The 19,285-nt window shown below is 37.1% G+C and carries 18 protein-coding genes and 1 tRNA gene; 14 read left to right on the forward strand and 5 right to left on the reverse strand.

The window, feature by feature from the left end; genetic code table 11:
* Window positions 1-65: 65 nt before the first annotated feature.
* Window positions 66-139, reverse strand: a tRNA-Met gene (locus JIV24_RS19795).
* 269 nt (window positions 140-408) lie between these two features.
* On the opposite strand from JIV24_RS19795, the gene JIV24_RS19800 reads away from it, so the two are divergent.
* The 5 genes from JIV24_RS19800 (at window position 409) to JIV24_RS19815 (ending at window position 5,408) form a co-directional block, all read left to right on the forward strand.
* Entirely contained in the window at window positions 409-798 is a 390-nt protein-coding gene (locus JIV24_RS19800; RefSeq protein ID WP_200466818.1) for an START-like domain-containing protein, read from the forward strand.
* A 219-nt stretch (window positions 799-1,017) separates the two neighbouring features.
* Window positions 1,018-2,151 carry an LptF/LptG family permease gene (locus JIV24_RS19805; RefSeq protein ID WP_234445897.1) on the forward strand — a complete coding sequence of 378 codons (1,134 nt, stop codon included), beginning with the start codon at window positions 1,018-1,020 and terminating at the stop codon, window positions 2,149-2,151.
* Window positions 2,130-2,429, forward strand: a complete 300-nt coding sequence (locus JIV24_RS22505; protein WP_234445898.1) for an LptF/LptG family permease — start codon at window positions 2,130-2,132, stop codon at window positions 2,427-2,429. The genes JIV24_RS19805 and JIV24_RS22505 overlap by 22 nt, the downstream gene beginning before the upstream one ends.
* A 142-nt stretch (window positions 2,430-2,571) precedes the next feature.
* On the forward strand, window positions 2,572-4,086 hold the full coding sequence (locus JIV24_RS19810; RefSeq protein WP_200466819.1) for an LptF/LptG family permease: 1,515 nt from the start codon (window positions 2,572-2,574) through the stop codon (window positions 4,084-4,086).
* Window positions 4,087-4,166: 80 nt separating this feature from the next.
* Window positions 4,167-5,408 carry a bifunctional 3,4-dihydroxy-2-butanone-4-phosphate synthase/GTP cyclohydrolase II gene (locus JIV24_RS19815; protein ID WP_200466820.1) on the forward strand — a complete coding sequence of 414 codons (1,242 nt, stop codon included), beginning with the start codon at window positions 4,167-4,169 and terminating at the stop codon, window positions 5,406-5,408.
* A 209-nt stretch (window positions 5,409-5,617) separates the two neighbouring features.
* Here the strand turns inward: JIV24_RS19815 and JIV24_RS19820 are convergent, their stop codons facing one another.
* Entirely contained in the window at window positions 5,618-6,703 is a 1,086-nt protein-coding gene (locus JIV24_RS19820) for an anhydro-N-acetylmuramic acid kinase (protein WP_200466821.1), read from the reverse strand.
* 79 nt (window positions 6,704-6,782) lie between these two features.
* On the opposite strand from JIV24_RS19820, the gene JIV24_RS19825 reads away from it, so the two are divergent.
* From JIV24_RS19825 to fmt, 3 genes are all read left to right on the forward strand, one after another.
* Window positions 6,783-7,769, forward strand: a complete 987-nt coding sequence (locus tag JIV24_RS19825; protein ID WP_200466822.1) for a dihydroorotate dehydrogenase-like protein — start codon at window positions 6,783-6,785, stop codon at window positions 7,767-7,769.
* A gap of 132 nt (window positions 7,770-7,901) precedes the next feature.
* The gene (locus tag JIV24_RS19830; protein ID WP_200466823.1) at window positions 7,902-8,090 is read left to right on the forward strand and encodes a DUF5522 domain-containing protein; all 189 of its coding nucleotides are present in this window, start codon (window positions 7,902-7,904) and stop codon (window positions 8,088-8,090) included.
* A gap of 8 nt (window positions 8,091-8,098) precedes the next feature.
* Window positions 8,099-9,058, forward strand: a complete 960-nt coding sequence (gene fmt / locus JIV24_RS19835) for a methionyl-tRNA formyltransferase (RefSeq protein WP_234445899.1) — start codon at window positions 8,099-8,101, stop codon at window positions 9,056-9,058.
* 72 nt (window positions 9,059-9,130) lie between these two features.
* Here the strand turns inward: fmt and JIV24_RS19840 are convergent, their stop codons facing one another.
* Entirely contained in the window at window positions 9,131-10,057 is a 927-nt protein-coding gene (locus JIV24_RS19840; RefSeq protein WP_234445900.1) for a glucosaminidase domain-containing protein, read from the reverse strand.
* 940 nt (window positions 10,058-10,997) lie between these two features.
* Between JIV24_RS19840 and dapB the strand changes: the two genes are divergently transcribed.
* Genes dapB through JIV24_RS19865 form a run of 5 tightly spaced genes read left to right on the forward strand, consistent with a single transcriptional unit; the run spans window position 10,998 to window position 15,300 of the window.
* Window positions 10,998-11,714: a 4-hydroxy-tetrahydrodipicolinate reductase gene (gene dapB / locus JIV24_RS19845; protein ID WP_200466824.1), complete on the forward strand. Its 717-nt coding sequence runs from the start codon at window positions 10,998-11,000 to the stop codon at window positions 11,712-11,714.
* Between the two features lie 16 nt (window positions 11,715-11,730).
* On the forward strand, window positions 11,731-13,155 hold the full coding sequence (locus JIV24_RS19850; protein WP_200466825.1) for a S26 family signal peptidase: 1,425 nt from the start codon (window positions 11,731-11,733) through the stop codon (window positions 13,153-13,155).
* 38 nt (window positions 13,156-13,193) lie between these two features.
* Window positions 13,194-14,369, forward strand: coding sequence for a signal peptidase I (lepB, locus tag JIV24_RS19855; RefSeq protein WP_200466826.1), 1,176 nt, complete (start codon window positions 13,194-13,196; stop codon window positions 14,367-14,369).
* A gap of 39 nt (window positions 14,370-14,408) precedes the next feature.
* Complete coding sequence (locus JIV24_RS19860) at window positions 14,409-14,669, forward strand: LapA family protein (RefSeq protein ID WP_200466827.1); 261 nt, start codon at window positions 14,409-14,411, stop codon at window positions 14,667-14,669.
* The gene (locus JIV24_RS19865) at window positions 14,656-15,300 is read left to right on the forward strand and encodes a WbqC family protein (protein ID WP_200466828.1); all 645 of its coding nucleotides are present in this window, start codon (window positions 14,656-14,658) and stop codon (window positions 15,298-15,300) included. The genes JIV24_RS19860 and JIV24_RS19865 overlap by 14 nt, the downstream gene beginning before the upstream one ends.
* On the opposite strand, the gene JIV24_RS19870 is transcribed toward JIV24_RS19865, so the two are convergent.
* Complete coding sequence (locus JIV24_RS19870; protein ID WP_200466829.1) at window positions 15,268-15,708, reverse strand: NUDIX domain-containing protein; 441 nt, start codon at window positions 15,706-15,708, stop codon at window positions 15,268-15,270. The two genes, JIV24_RS19865 and JIV24_RS19870, sit on opposite strands and share 33 nt — an antisense overlap.
* Window positions 15,708-16,484 carry a C40 family peptidase gene (locus JIV24_RS19875; protein WP_200466830.1) on the reverse strand — a complete coding sequence of 259 codons (777 nt, stop codon included), beginning with the start codon at window positions 16,482-16,484 and terminating at the stop codon, window positions 15,708-15,710. Before JIV24_RS19875 ends, JIV24_RS19870 begins: the two co-directional genes overlap by 1 nt.
* A gap of 127 nt (window positions 16,485-16,611) precedes the next feature.
* On the opposite strand from JIV24_RS19875, the gene JIV24_RS19880 reads away from it, so the two are divergent.
* Window positions 16,612-18,750 (forward strand): HD family phosphohydrolase, encoded by a 2,139-nt coding sequence (locus tag JIV24_RS19880; protein ID WP_200466831.1) that lies wholly within the window; start codon window positions 16,612-16,614, stop codon window positions 18,748-18,750.
* Window positions 18,751-19,285: the final 535 nt, after the last annotated feature.

Consider the following 19,285-nt stretch of genomic DNA (forward strand, 5'->3'; position numbering starts at 1 on the left):
TTGTCCAAATAAAAAAAGCCTGATAGTTAACTACCAGGCTTTCTTATCTTTGTAAATTCTCTCTGTACCGAGAGGCGGGCTTGAACCGCCGACCTCAGGATTATGAATCCTGCGCTCTAACCAGCTGAGCTACCTCGGCATTTTGCTTTTGGAGTTGTTAACACCGCTGTGCTTCTCCGTTTTTGCGGTTGCAAATGTAGGGCAAAACTTTATTCCTACCAACAAAAAAAATAAAAATATTTGCTTTTTTTTCAGTCACCAAAGCAAACTACCTATGATAGAGCTTCATCCATAATCAATCAAAGTTTGATATGGAGATGTATTAACTCACCGTTACGCATGTTTTAATTTTATCAAGAATTCTACTATATTGTAAGCCAATACAGACTACTAAATAAAAATACCAACATGCCTACTCAAAAAGAAAAATTCGAACTTGAATATATCATCAAGACGTCTCCGTCAATATTATTTGCCAGATTAAGTACTCCAAGCGGTCTATCTGAGTGGTTTGCCGATGATGTTAACCTCAAAGGAAAAATATATACGTTCGTTTGGGAGGGCTCAGAGCAACAAGCTGAACAAGTTTTGCGAAAAGAAAACAAAATGGTGCGCTACCATTGGTTAGACGATGAGGATGACAAAGCCTATTTTGAATTTAAAATCAATGTTGATGATTTAACAGGCGAAACAGCCATTGTAATTGTTGATTTTGCCGAATCTGATGAAAAAGAAGATGCTATTGAATTATGGAATCAACAGATTGACGAATTAAAACATGGACTAGGCTCTGTCTAAAAACATATTAATTACTTATTTAAGCCCGTTCTTTTTTTTGATCGGGCTTTTTTATGCCCAATAATTAAGAGTGAAAGCAGTTTCATTTGTCAAATATGTAGTATCGCATCTAACCGACACATGAAACGAACAGGTATCTTTAATTCTCCCTTTCGCACGAAAGTGGATAATTCAATTTAACTGGGAATTCCATCTGACAAATAGAAATAATTTAAACAGATGAAAAAACTTCACCTTTTCTTATTAAAGAGCTATATCAGTCCGCTTATTGCTACCTTCTTTATCTCATTATTCGTACTACTACTGCAAATATTATGGAGATACATCGACTTCCTGGTTGGCAAAGGGCTTGACTGGCCAACCCTAACGGAACTGTTGTTTTATGCCATTCTTCAGGTCATTCCCATGGCATTGCCATTGGCTATTTTACTGGCTTCTCTAATGACATTTGGTAATCTTGGCGAAAATTATGAGCTCACAGCAATTAAAGCGGCAGGAGTGTCATTGATTCAAGCCATGAAACCGCTAATTATTTTAACAGCTATAATTTCCATTTTGGCATTCGGTTATTCTGATAATGTAATGCCATGGGCTAACCTCAAATTCCATTCGATGATTTACTCCATCAAAGTACATCAACCTGAATTAGAAATAAAAGAAAAAGTATTTACTCATCTCGACGACTACAGCATAAAGGTTGAACACAAAAATGAAGAAACAGGACAGTTACATGGCGTAATGATTTACGATCATAGTAATGAGAAAAATCCGAACACAAATTCAACAGTTGCCAACAAAGGCTCTATAAAAATGAATAAATCAGTGGCCATGATGCAGATAACGCTTCATGATGGAACAACGTACGAAGAAAATATAAAGCGTCAAACTCATGAGCTTTCACCAAATGAACTGAAACAATATCGAATTGATAACTTCAAAAAGCAAATTGCATTTATCGAGGTAGATGACACTGAATTTTCAAAAGTTGATGAATCAGGCTATGCTAATTTCGACAGGATGAAGAACATCCATCAGTTATCAGAAGGCATAAAATCTTTCAAGTTAGAACAAGAGAACACACACACCAATATTAGTAATTTAATCTCTCCAAGACATATCAATACCAGCCTTCAGAAAAAAGGAGACGCCATGCCCTATGCTGTAATTATGCAACAGTCATACAAAAACCTTTCAGTAATTGCAGCCACCAAAAAAAGAGTACAAAATCGAATGAGACAACTACAACTAAAGGTTAATGATATTCATAAACTACAAAAGGATATAATCGGTCATAATATAGAATTACAGCGTAAATTCACGCTCCCTTTTACATGTTTTATTTTTTCTTCATAGGCTCATCATTAGGTGCCATTATTCGTAAAGGAGGTTTTGGCATGCCAGTAGTTATGGCCATTGCCCTGTTTATCGTCTATTACATTATCGATACGTTTGGAGCTAAAATGGCGCGGGAAGAAGTTGTCCCTGTAGCTGCCGGCATGTGGCTATCCTCGGTATTGATGTTCATTATTGCCTTGGTTTTAAGCTACCAATCATCAACCGATTCGAGCCTGCTTAACATAGATGACTTAAAAACGTTCTTCAAGAAAAAACTAAAATCAAAAAACCTCTAGATAGTACGAGCAATTTTCATTTTTTCTCAATACTCACTCAGGTAATTTTAAAAACCTAAAACACATTGTATGGATGTTTAAAGGATTCAACTAACTTTGCCAAAGCGTAAACGCAAACGATAGTGTTGAGATTAAAGAGCTGATGAAGAAGTTACACTTATTTATTCTTAAAAGTTATTTGGGGCCACTGGCCATGACTTTCTTTATTTCGTTATTCATCCTGGTTATGCAGTTTCTTTGGCGATACGTCGATGATCTGGTTGGCAAAGGATTGGATTTCTTTACATTAGGAGAACTCATGTTTTATGCTTCGGTGCAGGTTATTCCAATGGCGCTGCCACTGGCCATTCTTTTAGCATCATTAATGACCTTTGGTAGTTTGGGCGAAAACTATGAATTAACCGCCATTAAAGCATCAGGTGTATCCTTATTACGCACCATGAAACCGCTGATATATGTTACCATTGTCATTTCGGTATTGGCTTTTAGCTTTTCAAACAATGTACTGCCATGGGCCAATCTTAAGCTATACACTCTTCTGTGGTCGGTTAAACAAAAGAAACCCGAACTGGAGATTAAAGAACAGGTGTTTTATGATGGCATTGACGATTTCAGAATAAAGATTAGTGGTAAAGATCCTGAAAGCGGTTTGATGCATGATGTGATGATTTACGATCATCGCGACAGTCGAAATCCGAACTCTAATGTGACCATTGCCGATTCAGGAAAGCTACAAATCGCCAAAGATAATGGTTTCATGAAGCTCACGCTGTTTGATGGCATTCGCTTTGAAGAGAATGTACAGAATGAGCGAAAAAGACTGGACAGCAGATCGAAGCAGCGTTTCAGAAAGGATGTTTTTAAGAAACAAGTGGCCCTTTTTGAGATGGATGGACATAACCTGGAGCGTACCGATGAGCAATTGTTCTCGAGCCACGACAGGATGAAAAACCTAAATCAGCTGCGTGATGGCATTGATACATTAAGCACCCAACGTGAAGTGGTTGTTGATGAAATATCAAAACAAACCGATAATTTCTATTTTCAGCAACGACGTTACCATCAACGACGTAATAAAGAAGCTCCCAAGGTTGCCATCGATTCAGTTGCACCATCTAATACCGATTCATTATTTCTATCAATGAGCGACCACCAACAAATGATTGCCATTGAGGGTGCCAAGCGTCAGGTACAGGACAACAGGAGTCAGCTGGAAGGTAAATTGAGTCGATATCGTAATTATCAGGGTAAAATCACAAAGCACTTTATGGAAGTGCACCGTAAGTTTACCTTATCTTTTGCATGCTTTATCTTCTTTTTTATTGGTGCTCCTTTGGGCGCCATCATCCGAAAGGGTGGATTAGGCATGCCGGTAGTGATATCTGTATTGTTTTTCATTTTCTACTACATTGTAGATACTTTAGGTGTTAAATTTGCTAAGGAAGGCGCATGGCATGTGTACCAGGGCATGTGGTTATCATCCGCCATACTATTTCCTTTAGGCGCATTTTTAACCTACAAATCGGCAACTGATTCAACTTTATTAAATGCCGATGCCTATATTATCTTCTTCCAAAAATTATTTAAACGAGAAAAGTTTGACCTTAAAAACAGGTTAGACAAAGAAAAAGAGGATGAAACAAATACCAAGACCTGAGGCATTTCATTGTTTTGGTTTTTTATTTCATTAATTTTGCATTCCCATTACGGATAACACCGTTTTAATATTTATATCAAATGTCAGCAGAACAAGAGTTTAAGTTAAATTCGATACCAGAGGCTATTGAAGCAATTAAGAATGGCGAACTGATTATTGTTGTTGATGATGAAGATCGTGAGAATGAAGGCGACTTTATTGCTGCAGCTGAATTAATGACACCAGAAAAAGTTAACTTCATGGCGACGCATGGAAGAGGACTGATTTGTACGCCATTAACAGAAGAGCGATGTGATGAGTTGGAGTTAGATTTGATGGTTGGTAAAAATACAGCTAGTCATGCTACACCATTTACAGTTTCTGTTGATTTACTAGGCTATGGTTGCACAACAGGTATTTCAGCATCTGACAGAGCCAAAACCATATTAGCATTAACAAACCCCGATACAACACCTGAAGAATTAGGTCGTCCGGGTCATATATTCCCACTTAAGGCGAAAAACCGCGGTGTATTACGTCGTGCTGGGCATACCGAGGCTGGGGTTGATTTATCGCGCCTGGCAGGCTTGCAACCAGCAGCTGTTTTGGTAGAGATTTTAAATGAAGATGGTACAATGGCACGCTTACCTCAATTGATTAAGATTGCCGAAAAGTTCCAACTGAAAATCATTACAATTAAAGACTTAATAGCCTACCGCCTAAAAAAGGAAAGCCTGATAATTAAAGGTGTTGAAGTAAATCTTCCAACCGCACAAGGCGATTTTCGTTTTATCCCGTTTAAACAAAAATCAAACGGCGTTGAGCACATGGCTTTAATTAAAGGCGAATGGAATGAAGATGAACCGGTGCTTGTTCGTGTTCACTCATCTTGTGCTACTGGTGATATTTTTGGTTCGTTGCGCTGCGAATGTGGTGAGCAATTAAAAAAGGCCATGGAGTTTATCGAGAAAGAAGGTAAAGGCGTAGTAGTATACATGAACCAGGAAGGTCGAGGCATTGGCCTGATGAATAAGATTGCTGCATACAAATTGCAGGAAGAAGGTTTAGACACTGTAGATGCCAATATAGAATTAGGCTTTGAAGAAGATGAGCGTGACTATGGTGTAGGCGCACAAATTTTACGTGAACTGGGCGTTGGTAAAATGCGCTTAATGACAAATAATCCTATCAAGCGAATTGGATTAGAAGGTTACGGCTTAGAAGTTGTTGAAAACATCTCAATTGAAGTGAGTACAAATCCTCATAACGAGAACTATATGAAAACTAAAAAAGAACGCATGGGGCATAACCTGGAGTTCTTTAAGTACGATAAAAAGCAATAGCAATTGCCGTTCATAAGTAAAAAGGAGGTTAAACCTCCTTTTTTTATGTCTTATTTTAATTTATCTGTAAACATATTTTTAGTTGATGTGTTTCATTAAGTAAGAGGTGCTGGTGGTGCCATTACTTAATTCTGCGGTCAAGTAATTGGTCATTATGGGTGTGATTAGTGATAAGATTGAAAATGACCTTTAGGCTCCACCAGTTTTTTTTAGTTTTGTATAAAGTTGATAATTCCCGAACTACAATCTCTATCGGCTCCAGTTACACTTTTCAAACAATTGATTTCACCTCTGTAGCGCAAAGCCCCTAGTAATGCAAATACCAAAGCCTCTTTATACTCGACTAATTGCTTATCGGGAATAACTAACTCAGCCTTCAATTTCGCTCTAATCAATCTCATCAAAAAAGAATTGTAGACTCCTCCTCCCGTAAAAAGCACCTTGCCAACACTAACTTTTTCATTAATATCATTGGCAATTGCTGTAGACATATGTTCATAACAAGTTCTTAAAACATCACTCAAATCAAAATTGCGATACCTATCGATGATTGGCCAAAAACAATCTTCTACCCATTCCTGAGCCAATGACTTTGGAGCTGCTTTCTGGTAATAAGCAATACTATCCAACTCATCCAAAAGTTCAGGAATCAACATTCCTTTTTGGCCTATTTGGCCCCCTTCATCCATTGACAAACCAAGGGCGCTAATCAGTCGATTAATTACAAAATTAACCGGACAGATATCCCATGCTATACGTTGGCCATTCAATTCACAAGACACATTGGCAAAACCTCCAATATTAACACATGCGTCGTAGTCTGAAAAAAGCAATTTGTCACCAACAGGCACCAGAGGAGCTCCTTGGCCATTGAGACAAACATCCATACTACGAAAATCAGAAACGGTACTAATGCCGGTAACGGCTGCAATCATATTGCCATCACCTAATTGGAAATTTAAATGTACATCCGGTTCATGAAAAACTGTGTGACCATGAGAGGCAATGAAAATTGGCTCTTCACCTCTACCTTTCATAAAATCATTAACCTGCTCGCCTAACCATTTGCCATAATGCCGGTGTAATTCTAATAATTCTTTTACCATTAGGATTGGAGCTGATTTTAGTGCATTTTTCATCTCAGAATCATAAACTATTGTACTACAATCCACAAACTCGTAGCTCCATTGATTATCAATATAATTTAATTCACATAAAACCACATCCAGTCCATCTAATGAGGTACCCGACATTAAGCCCACGCAACAATACGAATTCTTTATTTGTTTTATCATGGCATAAAATTCTTCAATACTTTAAAGGTGTGAAGATTTTTATACTGAAACCCTTTTTTCAACAAAAAATTCTAAGATTATGCCCGACATTTCTACAACTTACATGGGACTTAAAGTAAAAAGCCCTATAATAGCTGCCAGTTCAGGATTGACCAATTCACTGGATGACATCAAAGCAATCGAAAAAGCAGGAGCAGGAGCAGTCGTGCTCAAGTCGCTATTCGAAGAGGAAATTGTAACTGAAATGGAACGCGACCTGAAAAAGATGCATTCCGAGAATTACCTCTATCCTGAAACAATGGATTATTACGAGTCATTTGATGTGGAAAACACCCTAAGTGACTATCTGAAACTTATAACAGATTGCAAAAAAGAAGTTGGCATACCTGTAATTGCCAGCATTAACTGTATTACATCTCACAATTGGACATCCTATGCACGAACTCTCCAAGATGCAGGCGCTGATGGCATTGAGTTAAATATTTACGTATTACCATCGGATACTGAAAGGCACACAAAAGATAACGAACATGTTTATTTCGATATAGTTGAGGCAGTTTTAAAAGAGGTCAACATTCCGGTTTCGATTAAAATAAGTCATTATTTTTCAAATCTGGCCGACGTCATTAGTCGACTTTCAAAAACAGGCATTGCTGGTCTTACCTTATTCAATCGCTTTTATTCGCCAGATATCGATGTGGATAATCTGGAGGTAATACCAACACACATTTTCAGTCAGGAGCATGAGTACACAATGCCTCTTAGATGGATAGCCATTACATCTGACCGCACCGCTTGTGATTTGGCTGCTACAACAGGCATTCATGAATCAAGAACAATAATTAAAATGTTATTAGCAGGCGCCAAGGTTGTTCACATTGCCAGTGCACTCTATAAAAATGGCATCGAATCCATTGAGCGATACAACCACGAGTTAGATAAATGGATGCAGAAACATGATTTCAAAACATTGGATGACTTCCGCGGTTCACTTAGCCAATCCAAAGCGGTTAACCCAGCTGGCTATTTACGTGTTCAGTTTATGAAACATTTTAGTCAGAAGTAAAATAAAAATAAGCTAATATCATTGAAATGGCCTCTTTCGAGGTCATTTCTTTTTTTAGTTGATGCCAAATAATAATCCTTCAATTATTCACATTTCACCTTATCTTTGTCATTCATCTAAAACAAACAATGAATGGATTTTGATGATTTTTACATGTCAGAACCGTTAAAGGAAAATATAGACTTCTATATGGATCCCCGTGGTTTTCGAGTTATGACAGAAAAATACCTGACAGAACGGGGCTATTGTTGTGGTAATGGCTGTAAGCATTGCCCCTACTTTCCGCCTCATCAAAAAGGCAATCGTGAATTAAAAGAATAAAAATACATATGGCAGATAGCAATTTAAGAATCGTTTTTATGGGCACTCCCGACTTTGCAGTTGAGAGTTTAAAAGCACTGGTTGAGAATAATAAAAATGTAGTTGGAGTTATTACCGCTCCTGATCGCCCTGCTGGCCGCGGACAAAAACTCAAACAATCGCCGGTTAAAGAATATGCCACATCGGTAAACATACCGGTTCTTCAGCCCGAAAAACTTAAGAACGAAGATTTTTTGGCAAAATTAAAAGCACTAAAAGCTGATTTGCAAATTATTGTTGCCTTCAGAATGCTGCCCGAAGTCGTATGGAATATGCCTCGCCTGGGTTCTTTTAACCTACATGGTTCCTTATTGCCTCGCTACCGCGGTGCGGCACCTATCAACTGGGCAGTTATCAATGGCGATAAAGAAACAGGTGTCACAACTTTCTTTTTAAAGCATGAAATTGATACCGGCAATATTATTTATCAAGAGAAAATGCCAATTAACGATAACGATACGGCAGGTTCTGTTCATGATAAAATGATGATGCTAGGTGCTGATTTAGTTGTTAAGACTGTAAGAGACATAGAAGAAGGTAAGGTTGAAGCATTACCACAAAGTAATGATGAGAATATACTTAAGCATGCCCCTAAGATCTTTAAGGAAGATTGTAGAGTAGACTGGAGTAAAGATTCGGATAGCATTCGCAACCACATCAGAGGGTTATCGCCGTACCCGACAGCATGGACTGAGTTTAAAATGAAAAATGGAAAGAAGATTAGCACTAAAATATTCTTTGCTAAGGCCGATGATAACACTTCGCTTTCTCCAGGTGCAATTGCTTCCGACAATAAAACATACTTAACGATAGGCACTGTTAATGGCGCTTTAAGCATTACCCAACTTCAATTGGCCGGCAAAAAGCGCATGACCATTGAAGAGCTGTTACGCGGCTTTGATGTGGAGCAGCTTGAGTCAGTATTCTAATAATTATACGAAATAAAAAGGCCTTAAGATTTCATTATACTTAAGGCCTTTTAATAGTCGAATATCTTGTTATTATTTTTTCTTCTTTCTTAAGTTAAGCTTATCACCCCGTTTAATTTTATCAGTATCTGACAAGCGATTAAACTTACGCAGTTTACTCATCTTCACACCATATTTCTGTGAAATATAGTGTAAATCCTCTCCATCTTTAACCACATGGTAAACATGCTTTTTGTGCGCTTTACCTTTTTTACCTTGAATGTAAATATATCGTTGTTCTTGCATGTTTGCCGACTTTGGCAAATCATTGTAATGATATAGTTCCCATGGACGAAGACCAAACTCTTCTGAAACAGACTCAAAGGAATCCCCTTCTTCAACACGAATATATTTAATGCCGTTATTATAATCTACAACATGGGTATTATAGGTGGTAATTACAAAGTTATCATCACCTGAGTTACTGGTCGGTTTCTTCCAATATTTATCTTCATCCAAGAGGTAAAGCTTGTTTTTCTCAATGATATCGATCAATCGATGGGCGTATTTGGGGTCTGTGGCATAACCCGCTTTTTTCAAACCCTTGGCCCAACTTTTATAATCAGTAATTTTCAGTTCAAACAAACTGGCATATCGCTTTTTATTCACTAAAAACTCAGAATGATCGATGTATGATTCGTACACCGATTTATATTTTCGAAAGCATTCTCCTTTAGCATCATCATCATGATAAACACGCTTTCCTTTCCAATCGCTATGGCACTTAATACCAAAATGATTGTTTGACTTACGTGCCAATGTACTGTTGCCATTGCCCGACTCCAGAATCCCTTGAGCCATTGTGATACTTGCTGGTATCCCAACCCGCTTCATTTCTTTAACGGCCAAATCTTTGTATTGATCGATGTATTCAGGCGTGGTGTTCTTTCGATACGACTGTGCCGTAAGCACAGCACTCATACTGCAAACAATTATTGTTAATGTAAGTAAATGCTTCATTCCTTCATTTTTATGTGTATCAGGCACTGGCAAAGATAAAAATTTAACAATGCCCATCGCCTTTATAAACGTTAGATTTATTGATTAATTACTGGCCCTTTCAAATTATAAAAACACGCTATGTAGTTCATGTGCTCCTATAAAACCATCGTTATTTGAATTCAAATACTATACCGAATTTAATCCAACACCACTAATGCAAAACCGAACATCATCAATGCCCACTAAAACATCGGCCATGATATTTCTGATTTAAACTTTCGCCAAAATAATCACAACATTGATATTCATTAGCAGAAAATTGATATCCGGCAAATCCAATTTTGATATGATGACACATAAAAAAAGTTATCAAATACATCTTTAGTCATAGACTACATATTAAAGAGACAAATCAAAGACATCTCTATTACTATTGTCTCATATCATTGAAGACAAAAAATACCAGAACATTGAGGTACCCAACACCAATTACAAGCTTACAAATACAAAATATGTATATCATTTGCTTACCATTCCCCTACCTCGGTGTTTAAATGCAACACCCTGATGATTAAAACATGTTTAAATTTCTAGCTAAATCCGCGACGCTTCGTAGCTTGAAGGGGTATTCTGTAAATCTTGTTTATACTACTATCTGAGCACTGAGTTATAGTTTGTATGAACTTACAGGTATGAAACCTGTAATCCTGACAACAAAAACTGGTGCATAACTTGAAATGCTAACATATGGATGGTTAAAGAATAGTTAAAGTCTGGCGAATATCTGGCTTAAAAAACAATATTAGTCTTACATACTTACATATTTTTTATCTTTGCTCGAACAGTTTGTTTTTCTGTGGCTTTTAGCACATAATATGCCGCATTTTTTCACAATCGCACAAAACTAATTTCGCGGTGAAAAATTAAACAAATCAATTATTTAGAAAAGATTAAGACGATGAAAATAGCACTTATTGGATATGGAAAGATGGGTCAGGAGATTGAGAAAATTGCTCTGGACCGAGGACATGAAATTGTAAGTAAAATAGATATCTCAAGTAAAGATTCATTTGCTGATGACGCCTTTAAATCAGCCAATGTAGCCATCGAATTTACCAGACCAGAAGCGGCTTATGACAACTACATGAAATGCTTTGAAGCCAATGTGCCGGTAGTATCGGGTACCACAGGCTGGTTAGATAAACTAACGGATATCCAAGACCGATGCAAAAATGATAAACAAACATTTTTCTATGCGTCGAACTTTAGCCTGGGTGTTAACATCTTTTTTGAGCTAAATAAGCAGTTGGCACGCATCATGAATAAGATGGAAGAATACAATGTATCGATGGAAGAAGTGCACCACACACAAAAGTTAGATGCACCTAGTGGTACTGCTATTACTTTGGCCGAAGGTATTATTGACAATGTAGATGGTAAAACTGATTGGAAGCTTGATAAGGAAGAAAACACCTCTGACATCGCCATTAAAGCTATTCGCGAAGGTCAAGTTCCGGGAATTCATACTATCAAATACGAATCATCAGTTGATGAAATAATTATACACCACAGTGCTAAATCAAGAAAAGGATTTGCATTGGGTGCTGTTTTAGCTGCTGAATTCGCTGCCAAAAATAATGGCTATTTAACAATGAATGACTTACTTAACTTTTAATCTAAAATAGACTCTAATGCAAAATATCCCTTTATTTAGATGGATTAAGCTAGGAATTGCAAGTGTTGTATTTCTATTATGGGTTATTTGGGTAGGAAACTTTTGGTTGCTACTCCTTTACCCTCTTATTTTCGATAACTATATCACTAAAAAAATTCCCTGGGACTTCTGGAAAAAAACCAAAGATGGCAAAAAACCCAGTGCTTTTATTGAGTGGGCCGATGCTTTGATTTTCGCCCTATTGGCGGTTTACATGATTAATATTTTTCTATTTCAGAACTATAAAATTCCAACCAGCTCATTAGAAAAATCATTACTGGTAGGCGACCATTTGTTTGTGAGCAAGGTTAGTTTTGGGCCACGAATGCCTAATACGCCTATTGCTTTTCCTTTGGTACAAAACACGTTTCCTATAACCAACTCAAAATCATATACCGATTGGCCACATTGGGATTATAAGCGTCTTAAAGGCTTTGGAGATGTTAAGCGCGATGACATCGTTGTCTTTAACTTTCCGGCCGGAGATACTGTACCATTCCTGAGTAACAACCCGTCGTACTTCGAACAGTGCCTGCACAAAGGCCTGCAGGGTGTATATCAAGACAATTCACTGTTACCAGAAAAACCTTTTGCTTCAGAATGGCACCGTAATAGCTACCTGATGTCTATCGGTCGCAAGACCATCAAAAGCAATCCACAGAATTATGGTGAAGTGTTAGATCGCCCGGTTGACCGACGTGACAACTATGTAAAACGTTGTGTGGCGATTCCTGGTGATGTATTTGAGATTCGAAGCAATCAAATTTACATCAACAATGAGGCTGTTGAAAATCCGGAAGATATTCAGCACGTGTACCGCATTACAACAGACGGAACAGTTTTAAACGATCGTTTTTATAAACGCCTTGGCATTTCAAATGCCGACAGAAGTGGTATTCCGCCAAATTACTCCTTACCATTGACCATGGCAATGGTAGAAAAAGTAAAAACAATGCCATTTATAAAAAGCATTGAAATTGTAGATGAAAAACCTAGCGGACAAGGCCTTAATGTATTTCCTTATAGTAGTGATTACGATTGGAGCCGAGATAATTTTGGCCCGTTAAAAATGCCACAGGCAGGTGAAACAGTTGACTTAAACATCACCAACCTGGTGTTATACGACCGCATCATTCAAAACTACGAAGGCAATAAATTAGAAGTTAAAGGCGAACAGATTTTTATCAATGGTGAATTGAGCACCACCTATACATTTAAAATGAATTACTATTTTATGTTAGGCGATAATCGCCATAAATCAGCCGATTCAAGATATTGGGGATTTGTACCCGAAGATCATATTGTTGGTAAACCAATCTTAGTTTGGTTATCGCTTGATGCTGATAGAAGCTTCCCAGCGAATATACGCTGGAACCGTTTTTTTAAAATTGTTCATAATTAAATAATTTAGGAAGCTCAATTCAGAGCTTCCTTTTTTATATGAAACTACTAAAAACAGGCATCCAATACATCTTCATACTGGCTTTATTACTCCTGACTATTTGGAGTCAAAGCTGGCTATTATTTGCCGTACTTGTATTTACCTGTCTGGCAAGCTGGTTACCTCTTGGGCAGCAAATTTTAAGTTGGATAAAAGATAAAATACCTTCAATTGCATATTTAGTATTGGAGTGGCTATTGGCCTTTGCCCTTTCCGGATTTGTCATCTGGTTCGTTAATGCATACATCATTAGTTTTTACACCGTAAAAGCAAGCAGCATGCTACCTTCAGTGGGCAATAGTGAGCTTGTTGTCATCAATAAAATGGCATATGGCCCTGCTATTCATATTAATAAATGTCAGCATTATCGACGAATGAATGGGTACAGCCAGATGCAAAATGGTGAAATCATTGCCTTTTATTTTCCAGAAGGTGATACCAGCTTTGTTGATTTTGAAAATGAAGATTACCATTACATTAAGCGACAATTCGAAACAACAAACAATTACAACGCCCTGCTTGATAATGCCATTAAATATAACAAGGTTGATGAACGACAGGTCTACATTAAACGCTTAATAGCCCTACCTGGTGATACTTTGCAAATTAGTAAGGGTGATTATGTAGTTAATGGAAATGCATTTGAACAGAACCCTTTGTTAAGTGCACGCTATGAGTTGATTAAAAACACCCCAAATAAAATAAGAGAAGAAATACTGAATAAGGCTTCGACCAGCTATCGTGAAAATGGCTCTCAACTAATTGAGATGCAAACCTCTATTATTAATAACAACAACTGGCATTTCCATTTAAACAGAGTCGAAGAGGTGATGAATATGCCTAATATCAATGTGTTCCCTTTTAAGGCCAATTACCTTTGGAATGCCTCGTGGATGGGACCATTAATAATGCCAACCAAAGGCAAAACTGTTCGTTTGACTCAAACGAATTTAGCGCTATATCGTCGTATCATAGAATCGTATGAAGAAAACACCTTGTCATTAAAGGACAATGAAATATTTATAAACAATAAAAAGGTAAGTAAATACACCTTTAAAATGAATTACTACTGGGTAGGTGGCGATAACAAAAAGCACTCGTTTGATAGCAGATATTGGGGATTTGTGCCAGAAAACCATATCATTGGGCGAGTTAAAAAACTATCAGAAAAATAATAATTACCTTGCGACTTATTAACTTTTAACCATTGTCACATGAAGAAGTCATTTTGGGTTATCCTCATTTTATCGGCCGTATTAGTAATTTTCTCTGTACAAAATGCCGAAACGGTACCTGTTAATTTCTTTTTTAATGAAGTAGATATTTCATTAGCTATTTTACTCATCATAGTATTTTTAGCCGGTGTTATTGCAGGGGCCTCCTATTTTTACATTAAGTCAAGAGCCAAACGTAAAGCAACACCTCTTGATATTGAAGAACCAGAAGAATATAACGAAGCAGATGTTTCAGAATAAAATAATTCCATTAAGCTATTTAGGTCCCATTCATTTATATGCTTACATCGTTAACAGTCATCAAATAACGATTGAGCAACATGCCAATTATCAGCGCAAAACCTACACCAATAGATGTAATATAACCGGAGCTAATGGTTCAATGAATCTGGCTGTACCAGTTGTAAACATTAAAAATGAGAAAGTCAGTTTAAAAGAAACACTTATCAGCTATGATAACGATTGGCAGAAACAGCATTGGCGTTCTATAGTATCAGCCTATAATGGGTCTCCTTTTTTTGAGTATTATGCTGATGACTTTGCTCCTTTTTATGAGAAAAACTATAAATACCTTGTAGATTTTAATCTCAAACTTCTCGAAACATTTCTGGAGTCAATTGAATTGGAAGTTATCATCTCTTTGTCAGATACGTTTATCGAATTTAATAATGAGCCGGATGATATACGTCGGATAATTCATCCCAAGGCTTCTCCTGAAGATGACAAGAATTATAAAACCTTAGAGTATCGTCAGGTTTTTTCTGATAAATTTCCATTTACACCCAACCTAAGCGTGATTGATTTACTGTTCAACAAAGGACCAGAAACCTATGATATATTAAAGGCTTCCATCCTGACGGAAGAGATCTAATGCTTCATCAACAATTAACTGATGATCAAAAGCTAACGGCGGTAATTCATTAATTTCAAACCAATGAGCTTCAGCTGCATCATCCATACCACATGCCGACAATGTATTTTTTACCACTGATGTATATACAACCGAAATAGTTCGATGACGGGGATCTCGATTAACAGCTCCATAGGTTTTAAACTGTTTGATGGAGATGCCTGATATTCCAGTTTCCTCCTTTAGTTCCCGCAATGCTGCAGTTGGCAGGTCTTCATCCATATCAACAAAACCACCTGGTAAAGCCCAGGTATCTTTGAACGGTTCATTGCCTCTTTTAATAAGAAGCAGCTTGGCGGGTATTTCATCAGCCAATAACACCACATCGGTAGTCACAGCTGGCCTTGGATATTCGTATGTATAACGCATTATAATACTCGCTTTATAACTCGCAGTTTATGACTGTATTTTTTAGATTCCTCATCAAAAATTCCCTGATGGTCCAACTTATCGATACGTACGCGCCCTGAAGCATGAATAATTTCCCCTTTACCCAAACACAAGCCCACGTGAGTTATGGCACCCTCTTCATTATCAAAAAAAGCTAAATCACCCAATACAGCTTCTTCTACAAAATTAATTATTGAGCCCAACTCTACTTGCTGTGAAGCATCACGGGGTAATTGAAAGCCAGCAATTTTAAATACATTCTGCGTCAATCCAGAACAATCGATTCCGTAAAAACTTCTTCCACCCCACAAATACGGTGCATTAATAAATGCACTGGCACTTTCGGCAATCGAAGCTACAGGCTTGGAAGAACTGTAATTGCCAGATATGTAGTATTCCTTATTTCCGATTATAAAACTATTTCTGTCACTTGAATTGAAAAAGATTGAGCTTCCACCAGATAACAAGTGGGTTGTTTTATCAGGTTCTGACACAATTTTAATGAAAGGCGCAGGTACAATCCACTTTTCGGCCTTCATCCAGTTTTCCACTTCCTTATCCAATAATGGCTGTACCAACTTGGCATTGATCCATCCTTCATACCCATCGTGATGAATCATAATTTTACACCAACCTTCAAGTTTATCAATCACATCAAAGGTTTCGCCAAACAATAATTGCGTAACCATCTCCGATTGTTCAGTTGCCTCACTGCGCACGGGAATTAAACCATAAGTACAAATCGATTTCTCCATGTTATGACCATCAATTGAAAATGTAGTAATAGCTTAAGAAACTATCACTGGCAAAATTGGGCTAAAAAAACATAGCTTTAACTATCTTTGGTCATATTAAACATGCCTTTAATAAAAAAACAGGATTATGCTTGAACGGTTTTCTAAATTTAAAAGCAAATTTTATAAGCCTTTTGCACGAATATTACTCTTCTTAATTAGCATTGTTATAGTCACATACTTGCTTCCTAAAACTGGTAAGTTTGCCTATGAATATCAAAATGGCACTCCTTGGAAACACCAAACACTTATAGCACCTTTTGACTTTCCTATTTATAAAACACAAGCTGAATTAAATGCAGAAATCAGTGCAGCTAATACCCTCCATCGTCACTATTTTGAGATGGATACACTGCTATCAAGCAATATAACAAAACGTTTTGCTGAAGACTATCAGAAATTCGTTACTGAAAACAGTAGTGATTACGAGCTGCTTCAAAATTTCTATTCACAAGACACTACCTACTACTCTCTAATTAAATCAACCATAATAAAAAGCCTTGAGGATTTATATTCAACCGGTATTATCTTGCTACCGGAGGCCAACATTGATGCCCCCCCGAGCTTTGAGCTAATGCTTATCAAAGGCGCATATGTTGAACCCTACGAATTATCAGAACTGGAACAACGTACTTCGGCTTACAAGATGCTTGTTAATAACATTGTGGCTGATTTACCGGTTAAGGAGGACGATATCATTGCAGTAGTATCCAATTTTATCAATGCTCTGCAGCTTAATAAATACATCGAAGCTAATATTGTTCTAAATGAAACCAGAGATAACGCAGAGCTAGCCAAGTTAAAAAATAATATCTCCCTTAGTTCTGGAAGAGTATTGGCTGGTCAACGTATTATTGATCAAGGTGAAATTGTAACAAGTGAAATTGAGCAGATCATTGATTCTTTGCGCCGAAAGTATGAAGCCAATATTACTTCTGATACAGATTATTACTTTATTCTTGCCGGCCAATTCCTATTAATAGCATTGATGTATGTGGCCATCTATCTCTTTTTATTCTATTTCAGAAGAGATGTGTATCAATCCATCAGCTCGATATCCTTTATACTATTAATAACTATACTGATGGTTGCATTCGCAAGTCTTCAGCAGTTTTTTGTGCATTTCCCATTTTACATTATTCCCTTTGCTATTCTACCAATAATAATACGAACATTCCTCGATAGCCGACTGGCTTTTTTCATGCATGTCATTACTATTCTTATTTGCGCATTTTTCGCACAAAATAGTTTTGAATTTGTATTTATTCAAATCCCAGTAGGTCTGGTTGCGATGTTTAGCCTTTTTCGTATGAGTCGTCGTAGTCATATTGTGAGGGCAGCCATGTTTATTATTATCACATATTCCTTAATCTACACTTCGCTTGTGTTATGGCAGGAGGGCACTCTTAAAAATGTTAATCTACTGATGTATGCTTATTTTGCCGTTAATGGCGTGATGTTGTTGATGGTTTATCCGCTTATCTGGATTTTTGAGAAACTTTTTGGTTTTCTTTCAGATGTTACGCTTATTGAACTGGCTGACACCAACCATCCAATCTTAAGGGAAATGGCCGAAGCTACACCAGGTACGTTCCAACATTCTATTCAGGTAGGTAATCTGGCTCAGGAAGTGGCCTATAAATTAGATGCCAATCCTGCATTAGTAAGAGCTGGAGCTATGTATCATGACATTGGTAAAATGGCCTCTCCAATGTTTTTTACTGAAAATCAGGCAGGCGGACTAAATCCACATTCTGAACTGGATTTTGAAGAGAGTGCTCGCATTGTTATTAACCACATAGACAATGGTGTTAAACTGGCTCAAAAACACAATCTACCAAGCCAAATTATTGACTTTATTACTACCCATCAGGGAACAACTAAAACAAGATACTTTTACAACTCATATATTAACCAAAACCCTGAAAAAACACCTGACATTAGTGCGTTTAGTTATCCGGGACCAACTCCATTTTCGAAAGAAACTGCAATTTTAATGATGGCTGATTCTATTGAGGCAGCCTCACGAAGTTTAAAGCAATACTCAGATGATGAAATTGATAAGCTGGTTGAAAAAATAATAAACATTCAGATGGATGAAGATCAGTTTATAAATGCGCCAATTACCTTTAAAGAAATCAGCCAGGCCAAAGAGGTATTCAAAAACAAACTGAAGAATATTTACCACGCCAGAATTGAATATCCAGATATTAAAAAGAAGAAATAAATATATTTAGACGAGCATTAGTTTGCTCCTTTTTTTTACACTTGCAGCTTTAGTGAGATTGATTAATCCAACTTGCCCCCGTTGTCAGTACGCGAGATTTTTATTCTGACAGCTTATAGCTATAGGCTTCAATAAACCGGCATACGAAAATAGCATCAAGTTAGATTATTGCACTATCCTATTGATTCGCATTTACAGCTGCCTTTACCATTTTCATTATTCCTCTTACCCCAACCAACATAAACTCAATTTGGGGTCTATAGAATGGTACATGCTGTGTTAAATCAAAGCGTAAAAAACCATTATTTCAACCCAGAATTATATACTTTTCTTTCATGATGCCTATTAACACAAGGTATATTTCACAGGTCTGTTTTTCATACACTGAGCTCGGTTAGCCTTACTAAAGACCAATGATTTGAGAGTGACCAAATTACTACAAGCCGAACTTCATTCCCAATCATATAAACGCAAAAAATCCGATACTCATAATGAATATCGGATTTCTCTAAAAAAAGGCGGCGACCTACTCTCC

The sequence above is a fragment of the Carboxylicivirga marina genome (assembly GCF_016612505.1).
Lineage (GTDB): Bacteria > Bacteroidota > Bacteroidia > Bacteroidales > Marinilabiliaceae > Carboxylicivirga > Carboxylicivirga marina.

Coding starts and splice junctions, on each gene's coding strand:
- fmt (WP_234445899.1), top strand. CDS start 8,099: ATGGCAGATAGCAATTTAAGAATCGTTTTTATGGGCACTCCCGACTTT.
- JIV24_RS19875 (WP_200466830.1), bottom strand. CDS start 16,484: ATGGAGAAATCGATTTGTACTTATGGTTTAATTCCCGTGCGCAGTGAG.
- JIV24_RS19800 (WP_200466818.1), top strand. CDS start 409: ATGCCTACTCAAAAAGAAAAATTCGAACTTGAATATATCATCAAGACG.
- JIV24_RS22505 (WP_234445898.1), top strand. CDS start 2,130: ATGTTTTATTTTTTCTTCATAGGCTCATCATTAGGTGCCATTATTCGT.
- JIV24_RS19830 (WP_200466823.1), top strand. CDS start 7,902: ATGGATTTTGATGATTTTTACATGTCAGAACCGTTAAAGGAAAATATA.
- JIV24_RS19850 (WP_200466825.1), top strand. CDS start 11,731: ATGCAAAATATCCCTTTATTTAGATGGATTAAGCTAGGAATTGCAAGT.
- JIV24_RS19810 (WP_200466819.1), top strand. CDS start 2,572: ATGAAGAAGTTACACTTATTTATTCTTAAAAGTTATTTGGGGCCACTG.
- JIV24_RS19840 (WP_234445900.1), bottom strand. CDS start 10,057: ATGAAGCATTTACTTACATTAACAATAATTGTTTGCAGTATGAGTGCT.
- JIV24_RS19865 (WP_200466828.1), top strand. CDS start 14,656: ATGTTTCAGAATAAAATAATTCCATTAAGCTATTTAGGTCCCATTCAT.
- JIV24_RS19805 (WP_234445897.1), top strand. CDS start 1,018: ATGAAAAAACTTCACCTTTTCTTATTAAAGAGCTATATCAGTCCGCTT.
- dapB (WP_200466824.1), top strand. CDS start 10,998: ATGAAAATAGCACTTATTGGATATGGAAAGATGGGTCAGGAGATTGAG.
- JIV24_RS19870 (WP_200466829.1), bottom strand. CDS start 15,708: ATGCGTTATACATACGAATATCCAAGGCCAGCTGTGACTACCGATGTG.
- lepB (WP_200466826.1), top strand. CDS start 13,194: ATGAAACTACTAAAAACAGGCATCCAATACATCTTCATACTGGCTTTA.
- JIV24_RS19825 (WP_200466822.1), top strand. CDS start 6,783: ATGCCCGACATTTCTACAACTTACATGGGACTTAAAGTAAAAAGCCCT.
- JIV24_RS19880 (WP_200466831.1), top strand. CDS start 16,612: ATGCTTGAACGGTTTTCTAAATTTAAAAGCAAATTTTATAAGCCTTTT.
- JIV24_RS19860 (WP_200466827.1), top strand. CDS start 14,409: ATGAAGAAGTCATTTTGGGTTATCCTCATTTTATCGGCCGTATTAGTA.
- JIV24_RS19820 (WP_200466821.1), bottom strand. CDS start 6,703: ATGATAAAACAAATAAAGAATTCGTATTGTTGCGTGGGCTTAATGTCG.
- JIV24_RS19815 (WP_200466820.1), top strand. CDS start 4,167: ATGTCAGCAGAACAAGAGTTTAAGTTAAATTCGATACCAGAGGCTATT.